Source organism: Arthrobacter subterraneus, from assembly GCF_900099735.1.
GTDB lineage: Bacteria > Actinomycetota > Actinomycetes > Actinomycetales > Micrococcaceae > Arthrobacter_D > Arthrobacter_D subterraneus.
In genome coordinates, this window is the sequence record NZ_FNDT01000017.1 from 43,497 (window position 1) to 56,682 (window position 13,186).

Here is a 13,186-nt window from a genome sequence, read left to right on the forward strand (position 1 = left end):
GATCACTGCGCAATGAATCTCGATGAGGAGGACCTGCGGCTCATCAACGCCCTGCAGATCGGCCCCCGACTGCCGTGGACGGTGGTCGGCGAGGCGCTCGACAGGCACCCCACCTCGCTTGCCGCCCGGTGGGACCGGCTGCAGGCGTCAGGTGCGGCCTGGATCACCGCACACCCCGTCGGCAGGCCGGACCAGATGTCCCTCTCCTTCCACGACGTGCAGTGCGATCCGGCCCGGCGTGAAGACGCGGTGCGCGCCATCGCCGGCATCCCGGATGTTTTCACCATTGAGGAGTGCTACCGCAACCGGGACATGATGCTGACCGTCATCACACCCACCCCGACGTGGCTGATCGAGTCCGTCTACCCGCAGCTCGACCAGGTGCCCGGTCTCACCCGGTATGAGACCTCGTTCTGCACCAAGCTGCACTACGGCGCGTACAGCTGGCGACTGGACACCCTCACCGCCAACCAGCGGATAGCGCTGCAGCACGCGGCCGGCGGCCGGACACCCTACCGGGGCGCGCTCCCACCGAAATACCGGCCGATCATCCAGGAGCTGAGCCGCAACGGCCGAGCCACCGCGGCGGAGATCGCCGAGGCCATCGGCCTCCACCCCGCCACTGCCCGGCGCCAGCTTCAGAAGATCCTGGACGCCGGTGTCCTGTCCTTCCGCTGCGAGGTGGCCAACGGCCTGATCGGTTTCCCCATCATCTGCCAGTGGTTCGCCCGCCTCCCGGCCAGCCGGCACGAGGACGCCGCAGCGCAGCTGGGCTCCCTGGGCTCCCTTCGCCTGTGCGCCTCCACCACCGGTGCCACCAACTTCATGTTCATGATGTGGCTGCGCACGGCCGCCGACATCATGGCCGTGGAACAGGCCGTGGCCGAGCGCATCCCGGACCTGGACCTGGTCGAAAGCGTGGTGATTGCGAACGTGCGCAAGCGGGTGGGCTGGATGCTGAACCGGGACGGCACCACAACCGGCGAAGTGACGGTGCCCGGAGACGCCTGGTAGGCCACCAACTTGCGTGAACCCTCAACTAACCGCTAAGGTGTGTGAATCGCGTCACCCGACCAGGTGGCGCAGCCTTCGATCTGTGGCGGGAGAGTCCTGCCGGTACGTTCAGCAGGCGCCGTAGGAGCAAATCCTCCCCAGGAATCTCTCAGGCCCACGTACCGCCACGGCGAGGCAACTCTGGAAAGCAGTCCGGGAAACCGGGCTCACCGACGGTGCAAGTGGAGCCCGGAAACAACGGGCAAAGCGGAAACTCTCAGGTCCAATACAGAGCGGGGAGGAACCCAGATCATCGTGGCTTCATGGCCACCTGAACTTCGGAGTTCCTTCCATGACAATCCAGTCATCCGTCCCCACATTCGCAGACCGTCACATCGGCGCCCGCCGCCAGAGTGATATCGATGCCATGCTCAAGGCCGTCGGGTACGACAGCCTCGATGGGCTGGTAGACAGCGCGGTTCCCGATTCCATCCGCCAGGAACGGCCGCTGAAGCTGGACAGCGCACTCAGCGAGGTCGAGGTACTGAACGCGCTGCGCACGCTGGCCGGCAAGAACAAGACCGCCGTGCAGATGATCGGCCAGGGCTACTACGACACCGTGACTCCCCCGGTGATCCGCCGGAACGTCCTTGAAGCTCCCGCCTGGTACACCGCCTACACCCCGTACCAGCCGGAAATCTCCCAGGGCCGCCTTGAAGCCCTCCTGAACTTCCAGACCATGGTCCAGGACCTCACCGCCCTTCCGGTGGCCAACGCGTCCCTGCTCGATGAGGCCACCGCCGTTGCCGAGGCTGTGCTGCTGATGCGCCGGGCCAACAAAAACAAGTCGGCCAGGGACGGCAAGACCGTCCTCGACGCCGACTGCCTCCCCCAGACCATCGCGGTTGTCCTCGGCCGCGCCGAAGCGCTCGGCTTCGAGGTTGAGGTCGCCCACCTCTCGCAAGGACTGCCCAGCGGTGACATCAACGGCGTCGTCCTCCAGCAGCCCGGCGTCTCCGGTCGCGTCTGGGACCAGTCCACCGTCATCACCGAAGCGAAGGAGCGCGGCGCCCTCGTGACGGTCGCCGCCGACCTCCTCGCCCTGACGCTCATCACCCCTCCGGGTGAGCAGGGCGCGGACATCGCCGTCGGATCCGCCCAGCGTCTCGGCGTTCCCCTGTTCTTCGGCGGCCCGCACGCCGCGTACATGGCCGTCCGCGAAGGCATGGAGCGCACCCTCCCGGGCCGGATTGTCGGTGTCTCCCGGGACAACGCCGGCGTCCCCGCCTACCGGCTGGCCCTCCAGACCCGCGAACAGCACATCCGCCGCGAGAAGGCCACCTCCAACATCTGCACGGCGCAGGCCCTGCTGGCCATCGTCTCCTCGTTCTACGCCGTCTACCACGGCCCGGACGGACTGAAGGCCATCGCCGGGACGGTCCACACCAACGCCCGCACCCTCGCCACCACCCTGCGTGCTGCCGGTTGGGAGCTGGGAAGCGATTCCTTCTTCGACACCCTCACCGTCCGCGTACCCCGCGAGGCCTCCAAGGTCATCTCCGCCGCCGAGGCCAGGGGCATCAACCTCCGCCGCATCGACGCGGACACCGTCGGCATCTCCGTTGATGAAACGACGACGCCGGAAACCCTCTCAGCCGTGTCCGCCGCCTTCGGCGCCGGTCCGGTCAGGGAGGCCGCCGGCTTCGAGCTGCCTGGTGAGGTGCTGCGCACCTCCGATTACCTGCAGCACCCGGTCTTCAACACCCACCGTTCCGAGACCCAGCTGCTGCGCTACATCCGCAGGCTTTCCGACCGGGACCTGGCGCTGGACCGCACCATGATCCCGCTGGGCTCCTGCACCATGAAGCTCAATGCCACCGCCGAGATGGAAGCCATCTCCTGGCCGGAATTCGCCTCCATCCACCCGTTCGCACCCGATTCGCAGACCGAAGGCTGGCGTGAGCTGATCTCCGGCCTGGAAGCCGATCTCGCCGAGATCACCGGTTACGACCAGGTGTCCATCCAGCCCAATGCCGGCTCGCAGGGTGAGCTCGCCGGCCTGCTCGCCATCCGCGGCTACCACTCCTCCCGCGGCGAAGGCCAGCGGAACGTCTGCCTGATTCCGGCCTCTGCCCACGGCACCAACGCCGCCTCCGCCGTCCTGGCGGGCATGAAGGTGGTTGTCGTGGCCACCGCCGCAGACGGCACCATTGACCACGCGGACCTCAACGCCAAGATCGAAGCCAACCGGGACGTCCTGTCGGCCATCATGATCACCTACCCGTCCACGCACGGCGTGTACGACGCCGATGTCCGCGAGGTCTGCGACGCCGTACACGCAGCCGGCGGCCAGGTCTACGTGGACGGTGCCAACCTGAACGCCCTCGTGGGCCTCGCCCAGCCGGGCAAGTTCGGCGGCGACGTCTCGCACCTGAACCTGCACAAGACCTTCTGCATCCCGCACGGCGGCGGCGGACCCGGCGTGGGTCCGGTGGCCGCGAAGGCGCACCTGGCCCCGTTCATGCCCGGTGACGCGAACAGCCAGGGTTCCACAGGCGGCGCCACCGGTGTTCCTATCTCCGCCTCACGCTTCGGCTCGGCCGGTGTCCTGCCGATTTCCTGGGCGTACGTGAAGCTCATGGGTGCCACCGGCCTGACGGAGGCCACCAAGTCCGCGCTGCTCGCGGCCAACTACGTTGCCTCGCGGCTCAACGAGCACTTCCCGGTCCTCTACACCGGTGAAAGCGGCCTCGTGGCGCATGAGTGCATCCTCGACCTGCGCGAGCTCACCGCCCGCACCGGCGTCACCGCCGAGGACGTGGCCAAGCGCCTGATCGACTTCGGGTTCCACGCGCCCACCCTGTCCTTCCCCGTCGCTGGCACCCTCATGGTGGAGCCGACCGAGTCCGAGGATCTCGCGGAGATCAACCGCTTCATCGAAGCCATGATCACCATCCGCCGGGAAATGGAGCAGGTAGCCAGCGGAGACTTCTCCGTGGAGGACTCCCCGCTGCGCAACGCTCCCCACACCGCAGCCGCCGTGGTTTCCTCCGGCTGGGCCCGGAAGTACCCACGCGAGCAGGCCGCATTCCCCGTGTCCTCCCTGACCCAGGACAAGTACTTCCCTCCGGTTGGCCGCATCGACGGCGCTGCAGGGGACCGTAATCTGGTCTGCTCCTGCCCTCCGCTCGAATCTTTTGAGAACTAAGGATCCCGCAATGACTGAGAACTACACCGCTCTCTACGAGCAGCACAAGAAAGCCGGCGCCTCCTTCACCGACTTCGGCGGCTGGCAGATGCCGCTCAAGTACAGCTCCGAGCTGTCCGAGCACCACTCGGTCCGCAAGGCCGCCGGTCTCTTCGACCTCTCCCACATGGGGGAAGTCTGGGTCACCGGCCCGGACGCCGCTGCCTTCCTGGATTACGCGCTGGCCGGCAAGCTGTCCGCAGTGGCGGTCGGCAAGGCCAAGTACTCGCTGATCTGCCAGCCGGATGGCGGCATCATCGATGATCTGATCACCTACCGCCTTCCCGCAGCCGCGGACGGAACGGCCAAGTACCTGGTGGTCCCCAACGCCGGCAACGCCCCAGTGGTTGCCGCGGAGCTGACTGAACGCGCCGCGAACTTCAACGTCACCGTGGACGATGTGTCCGCCGAGACCTCCCTGATCGCCGTGCAGGGCCCCAACGCGGAAACCATCCTGCTGACGCTGGTGCCGGCGGACCAGCACTCGCTCGTGACCGAGCTCAAGTACTACGCAGCGGTCGAGGTAGGTATCACCGTCAATGGCGCTGTCAAGCAGCTGCTGCTGGCACGCACCGGCTACACCGGTGAGGACGGGTTCGAGATCTACGTCCCCAACGTCGACGCCCCGGAGCTGTGGGAAGCACTCCTGGAAGCCGGCGAGGGACACGGACTGATCCCCGCAGGCCTTGCCAGCCGCGACTCGCTGCGTCTCGAGGCGGGCATGCCGCTCTACGGCAACGAGCTCTCCCGCGAAGGAAACCCGTACGCCGCAGGCCTCGGCCCGGTTGTCTCCCTGGCCAAGGAATCCGACTTCGTCGGGAAGACCGCCCTGGCCGAGCTGAAGGCGGACGGCGCAGGATCCACCACCGGCCGGAAGCTCGTGGGCCTCAAGGGCCTTGGGCGCCGCGCCGGCCGCAGCCACTACCCGGTGCTCAAGGACGGCAACGTGGTCGGCGAAGTGACCTCCGGCCAGCCCTCCCCGACCCTCGGGTACCCGATCGCCCTGGCCTATGTCGACGTCGAACTCAGCGAGCCGGGCACCGCACTGGACATCGACCTGCGCGGCAAGGCAGAGCCGTTCGAAGTTGTGTCGCTGCCGTTCTATAAGCGTTCCAAGTAAGCCGTGGATCCTCCGGCAGAGCCGGCGTTTTCGGAAGCGTGCGTTAAGCGAAGCAGCACGCGTGAAAATGCCGACTCTGCTGGAGCACCCCCCCCCACCACAAATTTCTCGTTGTAAAGGAAAACCAAATGAGCAAGGTTATTGCTGACCTGTTGTACTCCGCCGAACACGAATGGGTTGCCGGCAATGGCGGCGGGCCCGTAGCGATCGGCATCACCGCCGTCGCCACTGATGCGCTCGGGGACATCGTGTACGTTGACCTGCCCGAGGTCGGCGACACCGTTACCGCAGGCGAAACCTGCGGCGAGGTTGAGTCCACCAAGTCTGTTTCGGACCTGTACGCACCCGTCACCGGCGAGGTCGTCGAAACCAATGCCGACGTCGTCGACAGCCCGGAACTGATCAACAGCGATCCGTACGGCAACGGCTGGCTCTTCAAGGTGGCCGTCACCGAAGAAGGCCCCCTGATGTCCGCCGAAGAGTACGCCGCAGCCAACGGCGGCGAGCTGTGAGCCCGGCAGGCACAAGCCAGGCCACAGTCGCCTTCGAGCAGGTGGCATCGCCGTCGCTGAACGCACAGCTGTCCGAGCTGGACCCTGAAGTTGCCGCGAAGATCGACGACGAACTGAACCGGCAGCGCTCCGGCCTGGAGATGATCGCGTCGGAGAACCACACCGCCGCAGCCGTTATGCAGGCGCAGGGCTCCGTCCTGACCAACAAGTACGCCGAGGGCTACCCCGGCAAGCGCTACTACGGCGGCTGCGAGCACGTGGACGTAATCGAGCAGCTCGCGATCGACCGGGTCAAGGCACTCTTCGGCGCGGAGTACGCCAATGTGCAGCCGCACTCCGGTGCGCAGGCCAACGCCTCGGTGATGCACGCCCTGATCAAGCCCGGTGACACCATCATGGGCCTGAACCTGGCCCATGGCGGACACCTCACCCACGGGATGCGGATCAACTTCTCCGGCAAGCTCTACAACGTCATCCCGTACCAGGTGCGCGAGGATGACCACCGGATCGACATGGCCGAGGTGGAGCGCCTCGCGCAGGAACACAAGCCGCAGCTCATCGTCGCCGGCTGGTCGGCCTACGCCCGGCAGCTCGATTTTGCCGAGTTCCGCCGCATCGCCGACTCGGTGGGCGCCTACCTCATGGTGGACATGGCGCACTTCGCCGGCCTCGTCGCCGCCGGGCTGCACCCCTCCCCGGTGCCGCACGCGCATGTCACCACCTCCACCACGCACAAAACCCTTGCCGGTCCGCGCGGCGGAATCATCCTGAGCAATGACGCCGACGTCGCCAAGAAGGTCAACTCGGCTGTCTTCCCGGGCCAGCAGGGCGGACCGCTGGAGCACGTCATCGCAGGCAAGGCTGTCGCGTTCAAGATCGCGGCCTCGCCCGAGTTCAAGGAGCGCCAGGAGCGCGTCCTGAACGGTGCCCGGATCCTGGCCGACCGGCTGGTCCAGCCCGACGTCACCGCCAAGGGAATCAACGTGATCTCCGGCGGGACCGACGTGCACCTGGTCCTGGTGGACCTGCGCGACTGCGAGCTCAACGGTCAGGAGGCCGAAGACCGGCTGGCGGAGATCGACATCACGGTCAATCGCAATGCCGTGCCGTTCGACCCGCGGCCGCCGATGGTCACCTCCGGGCTGCGCATCGGCACTCCTGCGCTGGCTACCCGGGGATTCGGTGCGGCAGCCTTCGCGGAGGTGGCGGACATCATCGCCGAGGCGTTGATTGCCGACGCCGGTGCGGACCTCTCCGGGCTGCGCTCCCGGGTGGAAGCCCTCGCCGCCGCCCACCCGCTCTACCCAGGCGTCTCGAACCTCGCCTGACCTCTGAACTTTTGTCCAGATAAGGAGAGTTCGGAGACGTTCAGGTCTCCATATCTGGACAAAACTTCTGACCTTCCACGCAGTAAGGAATGACCAATGGCTGTTGGAGTATTCGATCTCTTTTCCATCGGAATAGGGCCCTCGAGCTCGCACACGGTGGGTCCCATGCGGGCCGCCGCGGTGTTTGTCGAGGAGCTCAAGGCCAGCGGCACGCTTGTGAACGTCGCGTCGCTGCGGGTGGATCTCTACGGTTCACTCGCGGCGACCGGGCACGGCCACGGCACCATGACCGCGATCCTGCTGGGACTGGAGGGCTACCACCCCGAGGTCATCCTGCCCGATGAGGTCGAAGCACGCCTGGCAGCCATCGCGGAGACGGGGACACTGGAGCTGGGCGGCGCCGTGCCGCTGCCGTACGGCGTCAAGGACATGGTGTTGCGTCCGCTCACCGTCCTGCCCCGCCACACCAACGGCATGACCTTCACCGTGTATGACGACGGCGGGGCAGTCCTGGCCGCGGAAACCTTCTTCTCCGTGGGCGGCGGATTCATCCTGCGCGAGGGTGAAGAGGAAAGCGCCCGGCAGGAACTCGAGGAGACCAAAAAGGAACTTCCGTTCCCCTTCCGCACCGCCGCCGGCCTGCTGGAGCACTGCAACGCCCGGTCCCTCAACATCAGCGACCTCATGCTCGCCAACGAGAAGGAAAGCCGCCCTGAAGAAGACATCCGAGCCGGGCTGCTGCACATCCACTCGGTCATGGAGGGTTGTGTGGAAACCAGCCTCAAGCGTGAGGGGCTGCTCCCCGGCGGGCTCAAGGTCCGCCGTCGTGCTCCGGACTGGCATGCGCGGCTGCTGAAGGAAGATCCGGACCGGGATCCCAAGTTCTGGCAGGAATGGGTGAACCTCGTGGCCCTGGCCGTCAATGAGGAAAACGCCTCCGGCGGGCGGGTGGTCACCGCTCCCACCAACGGCGCCGCCGGGATCATCCCGGCAGTGATGTACTACGCGCTGCATTTTGCTCCCGGCATGGCGGATGCCACGCAGCAGGAGCGGGACGACGTCGTTGTTAAGTTCCTGCTGACCGCCGGAGCCATCGGCGTGCTGTACAAGGAGCAGGCCTCCATTTCCGGCGCGGAGGTGGGCTGCCAGGGCGAGGTGGGCTCGGCGTCGTCCATGGCGGCGGCCGGCCTCGCCGAGATCATGGGCGGCACGCCCGAGCAGGTCGAGAACGCGGCGGAAATCGCCATGGAGCACAATCTCGGCCTGACCTGCGACCCCATCGGCGGGCTGGTGCAGGTTCCCTGCATCGAGCGCAACGCGATCGCTGCGGCAAAGGCCATCAACGCCGCGAAGATGGCCCTCTGGGGCGACGGCACCCACCGCGTCTCCCTGGACGAGGTCATCGTGACCATGCGGGAGACCGGCCGGGACATGAGTGACAAGTACAAGGAAACGGCGCTCGGTGGTCTCGCCGTCAACGTCGTCGAATGCTGAAGGAAGCAACCCCATGACACTGGCACCAGAAGGCCGCAAACTGCTCCGCGTTGAACAGCGCAACTCCGCAGTACCGGTGGAACGCAAGCCCGACTGGATCAAGGCGAAGGTCCAGATGGGACCCGAGTACGTCCAGCTCAAGAAGCTCGTCAAGAAGGAGGGCCTCCACACCGTCTGTGAGGAGGCCGGCTGTCCCAACATCTTCGAGTGCTGGGAAGACAAGGAAGCCACGTTCCTCATCGGCGGGTCCGAGTGCACCCGCCGCTGCGACTTCTGCCAGATCGACACCGGCAAGCCGTCCCCGGTGGACCGGTTCGAACCCACCAAGGTGGCGCGCTCGGTCAAGGCCATGCAGCTGCGCTACGCCACCGTGACCGGGGTGGCGCGTGATGACCTTGAGGACGAGGGCGTCTGGCTCTACGCCGAGACGGTCCGCAAGATCCACGAGCTGAACCCGGGCACCGGCGTCGAGCTCCTGATCCCCGACTTTTCCGGCAAACCTGAGCACATCCAGGCGATCTGCGATTCGAAACCGGAGGTCTTCGCCCACAACGTCGAGACCGTGCCGCGGATCTTCAAGCGGATCCGGCCCGCGTTCCGCTATGAGCGCTCGCTCGACGTTCTCACTCAGGGGCGGAACCTGGGGATGGTCACCAAGTCCAACCTGATCCTCGGCATGGGCGAGACGCGGGAGGAGATCTCGGAGGCACTCCGCGACCTGCACGACGCCGGCTGCGACCTGATCACCATCACCCAGTACCTGCGTCCCAGTGAACGCCACCTACCCGTGGACCGCTGGGTCAAGCCGCAGGAATTCGTCGACATCCAGCAGGAAACGGACGAGATCGGCTTCCTGGGTGTGATGAGCGGCCCGCTGGTCCGCTCGTCCTACCGGGCCGGGCGGCTGTGGGCCACCGCGATGCGCAAAAAGGGGTGGGAGATCCCCGCTCACCTGGCGCACATCGAAAGCTCCGGCAGCACCCGCCAGGAAGCCAGCTCGCTGCTGGCGGCACACGGCTGAGTGCCACGCCCCCGAATCACTGAGAGGACCAACGATGCTCCCCACCAGAGTAGAGATCATCCCTTCCGAGGGAATTGTTGAGCGGATCACCGCCGGTGTACCGACGACGACGGCGCTCACTGTCACCTGCCTGCCTCACCACGGTGTCGAACGGACGGTACGCACGGCCGCGCAGCTCGCTGAGCTGGGCTACACGGTGATCCCGCACCTGGCGGCGCGCAGCATCTCCAGCCAGGCAGAACTCACCGGGCTCCTGCGTGCGAGCATGTCCGCGGGGATCGGCGAGGTGTTTGTGATCGGCGGTGACCGGAAATCACCGGCCGGCGCCTATGACTCGGCGCTGCCGCTGCTGGAGGACATCGCGCAATACTCCGGCGGTCTGATCCGGGCCGGTATTGCCGGCTACCCGGAGGGCCACCCCTTCCTGGATCGGGGCGCCGGGGTGGAGGCCCTGCTGGCCAAACAGTCCCTGGCCTCGCACGTGGTCACCCAGATGTGCTTCTCCGCGCCACGGATTCACGACTACGTTGCGCTGCTGCGGCGCGTCGGCGTGGAGCTGCCGGTCTGGGCCGGGGTGGCCGGAGCCGTCCCGCGCACCCGCCTGATCGCGCTGGCAGCTCAGATCGGCGTCGGGAGCTCACTGAAGTTTCTCAGCCGGAAGGGGCCGCTGGCCCGCAAGCTGCTCAGCGGTGACCACTATTCGCCCCAGGGCCTGGTCTCCGAACTGGACGGCCAGGCCGGCAGCGTCGCCGGAATCCACCTCTACAGTTTCAACAACCTCGACCCGGTTCCGGGCGGACCGGACCTGGCATCGGCGGCCGGTCACGGGTCCGCACTGATTCAAGGAGCAGCACATGACCACTGACACCACCGTCTCCCCGACGGAGCACGTCCTCACCTTGGACTGCTCCGAGTCCCCCGGCATCATTCACGCGATCTCGGGATTCCTGTTTGAGCACGGCTGCGACATCCTCGACATCAAGCAGTACGGGGACACGGCGCAACGGCATTTCTTCATGCGGGTGCACTTCTCTTCCGGATCATCCTCCTCCCCGGCAGCTGGAGCGGTGCAGCAGACCTTCAGCACGGACGAACTGCGCCGGGACTTCACCCCGGTCGCCGAACAGTGGCAGATGAACTGGCAACTGGAGCCGCAGGGACGTAAGCGGCGTGTCCTGGTGATGGTGTCGAAGATGGGCCACTGCCTCAATGACCTGCTCTTCCGGACCCGCACCGGTGACCTTCCGGTGGAAATCGTGGCCGTCGTCTCCAACCATCCTGACCAGCAGGGACTGGTCGAATGGCATGGCATCCCGTTCTTCCACGTGCCGGTCACCAAAGACACCAAGCCGGAAGCGGAGGCGAGGCTCCTCGACATTGTTGACCGGTTCGACGTCGAACTGGTGGTCCTTGCCCGCTACATGCAGGTCCTCAGCGACGAACTGTCCAACCGGATGGCCGGCCGGGTCATCAACATCCACCACTCGTTCCTGCCGAGCTTCAAGGGCGCCAAGCCCTACCACCAGGCGTACGAGCGTGGCGTGAAGACTGTCGGAGCCACCGCCCACTACGTCAACGCGGAGCTGGACGAGGGGCCGATCATCTCCCAGCAGGTCATCGAGGTGGACCACACCTACACGCCGGATGACCTGGTGGCGGTGGGCCGCGACGCCGAGTGCGCCGCGCTGCGCAACGCGGTGCGCTGGCACTGCGAGGGAAGAATTGTGCTGCTGGGAAACCGCACCGTCATCCTCCGCTGAGGAGCATCCCTCGCTGAGGCCATCCTCCGTTGAGGAGCCTTCGCTGAGGGCCGCGGAACGTGTGAGGTAGGTCCCACGCGGAATAGCTGCGGGGCCGTCGGCGCTTTCCCAGTGAAAGCTTCCGCGAAAGGACCTCCTTATGCTGTTCTCACCGATCACCCTTGGCGAGCTGACCCTGCCCAACCGCCTCATCATGGCCCCGCTGACCCGCTGCCGCTCCGGGGCGGATGGCGTCCCCGGGCCCATCGTCGTCGAGCATTACCGCCAGCGCGCGTCGCTGGGCCTGATTGTCAGCGAGGGGACCTACCCCAGCCATGCCGGCCAGGGCTTCCCCGGGCAGCCGGGACTCGTGACCGATGAGCAGGTTGAGGGCTGGTCGAAGGTGACCGACGCCGTGCACGCCGAGGGTGGGCGCATCTTCGCCCAGGTGATGCACGCCGGCCGTGTCACCCACGAGGACACCAACGGCGGCCGCACCGTGGTGGGACCGAGCGCCGTGGCAGTGGACGGCCTGACCCGCACCAACAAGGGCAAGCAGCCCTTCCCCGTTCCGCATGCCCTCACGGAGGATGAGATTCCGGGCGTAATCCAGGAGTTCGTCCAGGGATCGGTCAACGCGATCAAGGCCGGGTTCGACGGCGTTGAACTGCACGGCGCCAACGGTTACCTGCTCCACGAATTCCTCACGCCGGCAGCCAATCAGCGCGACGACCGGTATGGCGGCTCACCCGAAAACCGCATCCGGTTTGTCGTCGAGGTGGTGCAAGCGGTTGTCGAGGCGGTCGGAGCGGAGCGGGTGGGCATCCGCATTTCGCCGGAGCACAACGTCCAGGGTGCCGTCGAGCTGGACCGCGAAGACCTCCACCGCACCTACTCCCTACTGGTGCAGGCGATTTCTCCGTTGGGCCTGGCCTACCTGAGCGTGCTGCACAACGAGCCGTCCGGCGGGCTGGTCCGGGAACTCCGCGGAGAGTTCAACGGCGCGTTTCTGCTGAACACCGGCTTCAGCGTCATGACCACCCGGGATGAAGCGATCTCCCTGGTCGAGGGGGAGCTGGCTGACGCCGTCGTCGTCGGCCGTCCGGCCATCGCCAATCCGGACCTGGTACGCCGCTGGCAGGAGAACCTGCCGGTCAATGAACCGGACATGGCGACGTTCTACACGAGCGGCGCCGAGGGTTACACGGACTACCCGGTGTACCAGCCGGCCTGATCCCGTAAGGGGACCAGAAACAAGTCGATGATTGGTCAGGGCATCGACCCCGCGGTCAGTCCGCTGCCGTGACAAACTGCTGGCATGGAGGCCCCGGCGCGCGACCACGACCTTGTCCTTTTCGGTGTGACCGGTTTCGTCGGTGAACTGATCGCCGGATATCTTGTCAAGCCCCGGGTTTGGTGGAGAGATTTTTAGTTGGAAATTGTGGTTAGTAGGCCGGCATTGACACCGGCGTGTTGTTGTTCGTATTCGCTGGGTGGGACGTGGCCGAGTTCGCCGTGGAGGCGTCGGTGGTTGTACCAGTCGACCCATTCGGCGAGGGCGACTTCGAGGTGGTTGATGTCCTTCCAGGGGCCTTTGTTGCGGACCAGCTCGGCTTTGAACAGCGAGTTCAGCGCCTCGGCCATCGCATTGTCGTAGCTATCCCCGCGGGAACCCACAGAAGCGACGGCGTCCTCGGCGGCGAGTCGCTCGGCGTAACGGATGGCCCGGTAT

11 protein-coding genes and 1 riboswitch are annotated in these 13,186 nt (G+C 66.2%); of the genes, 10 read left to right on the top strand and 1 reads right to left on the bottom strand.

Annotated features, from left to right (window positions below; genetic code table 11):
* The first annotated feature begins 12 nt into the window (after positions 1-12).
* The 10 genes from BLS52_RS14815 to BLS52_RS14860 all read left to right on the top strand — a co-directional run bounded on the left by BLS52_RS14815 (position 13) and on the right by BLS52_RS14860 (position 12,688).
* Entirely contained in the window at positions 13-1,014 is a 1,002-nt protein-coding gene (locus BLS52_RS14815; protein WP_090587726.1) for an Lrp/AsnC family transcriptional regulator, read from the top strand.
* Between the two features lie 76 nt (positions 1,015-1,090).
* Positions 1,091-1,188, top strand: a riboswitch (glycine riboswitch).
* A gap of 157 nt (positions 1,189-1,345) precedes the next feature.
* Entirely contained in the window at positions 1,346-4,201 is a 2,856-nt protein-coding gene (gene gcvP / locus BLS52_RS14820) for an aminomethyl-transferring glycine dehydrogenase (RefSeq protein WP_090587728.1), read from the top strand.
* 10 nt (positions 4,202-4,211) lie between these two features.
* Positions 4,212-5,360, top strand: coding sequence for a glycine cleavage system aminomethyltransferase GcvT (gene gcvT, locus BLS52_RS14825; RefSeq protein WP_090587729.1), 1,149 nt, complete (start codon positions 4,212-4,214; stop codon positions 5,358-5,360).
* A 128-nt stretch (positions 5,361-5,488) separates the two neighbouring features.
* On the top strand, positions 5,489-5,872 hold the full coding sequence (gene gcvH / locus BLS52_RS14830; protein WP_090587731.1) for a glycine cleavage system protein GcvH: 384 nt from the start codon (positions 5,489-5,491) through the stop codon (positions 5,870-5,872).
* Positions 5,869-7,200 carry a serine hydroxymethyltransferase gene (glyA, locus tag BLS52_RS14835; RefSeq protein ID WP_090587733.1) on the top strand — a complete coding sequence of 444 codons (1,332 nt, stop codon included), beginning with the start codon at positions 5,869-5,871 and terminating at the stop codon, positions 7,198-7,200. Before gcvH ends, glyA begins: the two co-directional genes overlap by 4 nt.
* A gap of 96 nt (positions 7,201-7,296) precedes the next feature.
* Positions 7,297-8,694 (top strand): L-serine ammonia-lyase, encoded by a 1,398-nt coding sequence (locus BLS52_RS14840; RefSeq protein ID WP_090587734.1) that lies wholly within the window; start codon positions 7,297-7,299, stop codon positions 8,692-8,694.
* A 13-nt stretch (positions 8,695-8,707) separates the two neighbouring features.
* Positions 8,708-9,715: a lipoyl synthase gene (lipA, locus tag BLS52_RS14845; RefSeq protein WP_090587736.1), complete on the top strand. Its 1,008-nt coding sequence runs from the start codon at positions 8,708-8,710 to the stop codon at positions 9,713-9,715.
* A 34-nt stretch (positions 9,716-9,749) separates the two neighbouring features.
* Positions 9,750-10,580: a methylenetetrahydrofolate reductase gene (locus BLS52_RS14850; RefSeq protein WP_090587737.1), complete on the top strand. Its 831-nt coding sequence runs from the start codon at positions 9,750-9,752 to the stop codon at positions 10,578-10,580.
* On the top strand, positions 10,570-11,475 hold the full coding sequence (purU, locus tag BLS52_RS14855; RefSeq protein ID WP_090587739.1) for a formyltetrahydrofolate deformylase: 906 nt from the start codon (positions 10,570-10,572) through the stop codon (positions 11,473-11,475). Before BLS52_RS14850 ends, purU begins: the two co-directional genes overlap by 11 nt.
* A 139-nt stretch (positions 11,476-11,614) precedes the next feature.
* On the top strand, positions 11,615-12,688 hold the full coding sequence (locus tag BLS52_RS14860) for an alkene reductase (RefSeq protein ID WP_090587740.1): 1,074 nt from the start codon (positions 11,615-11,617) through the stop codon (positions 12,686-12,688).
* 194 nt (positions 12,689-12,882) lie between these two features.
* Here the strand turns inward: BLS52_RS14860 and BLS52_RS14865 are convergent.
* Positions 12,883-13,186 (bottom strand): integrase core domain-containing protein (locus tag BLS52_RS14865; RefSeq protein ID WP_139186278.1); only part of this gene is annotated, 304 nt, incomplete at its 5' end.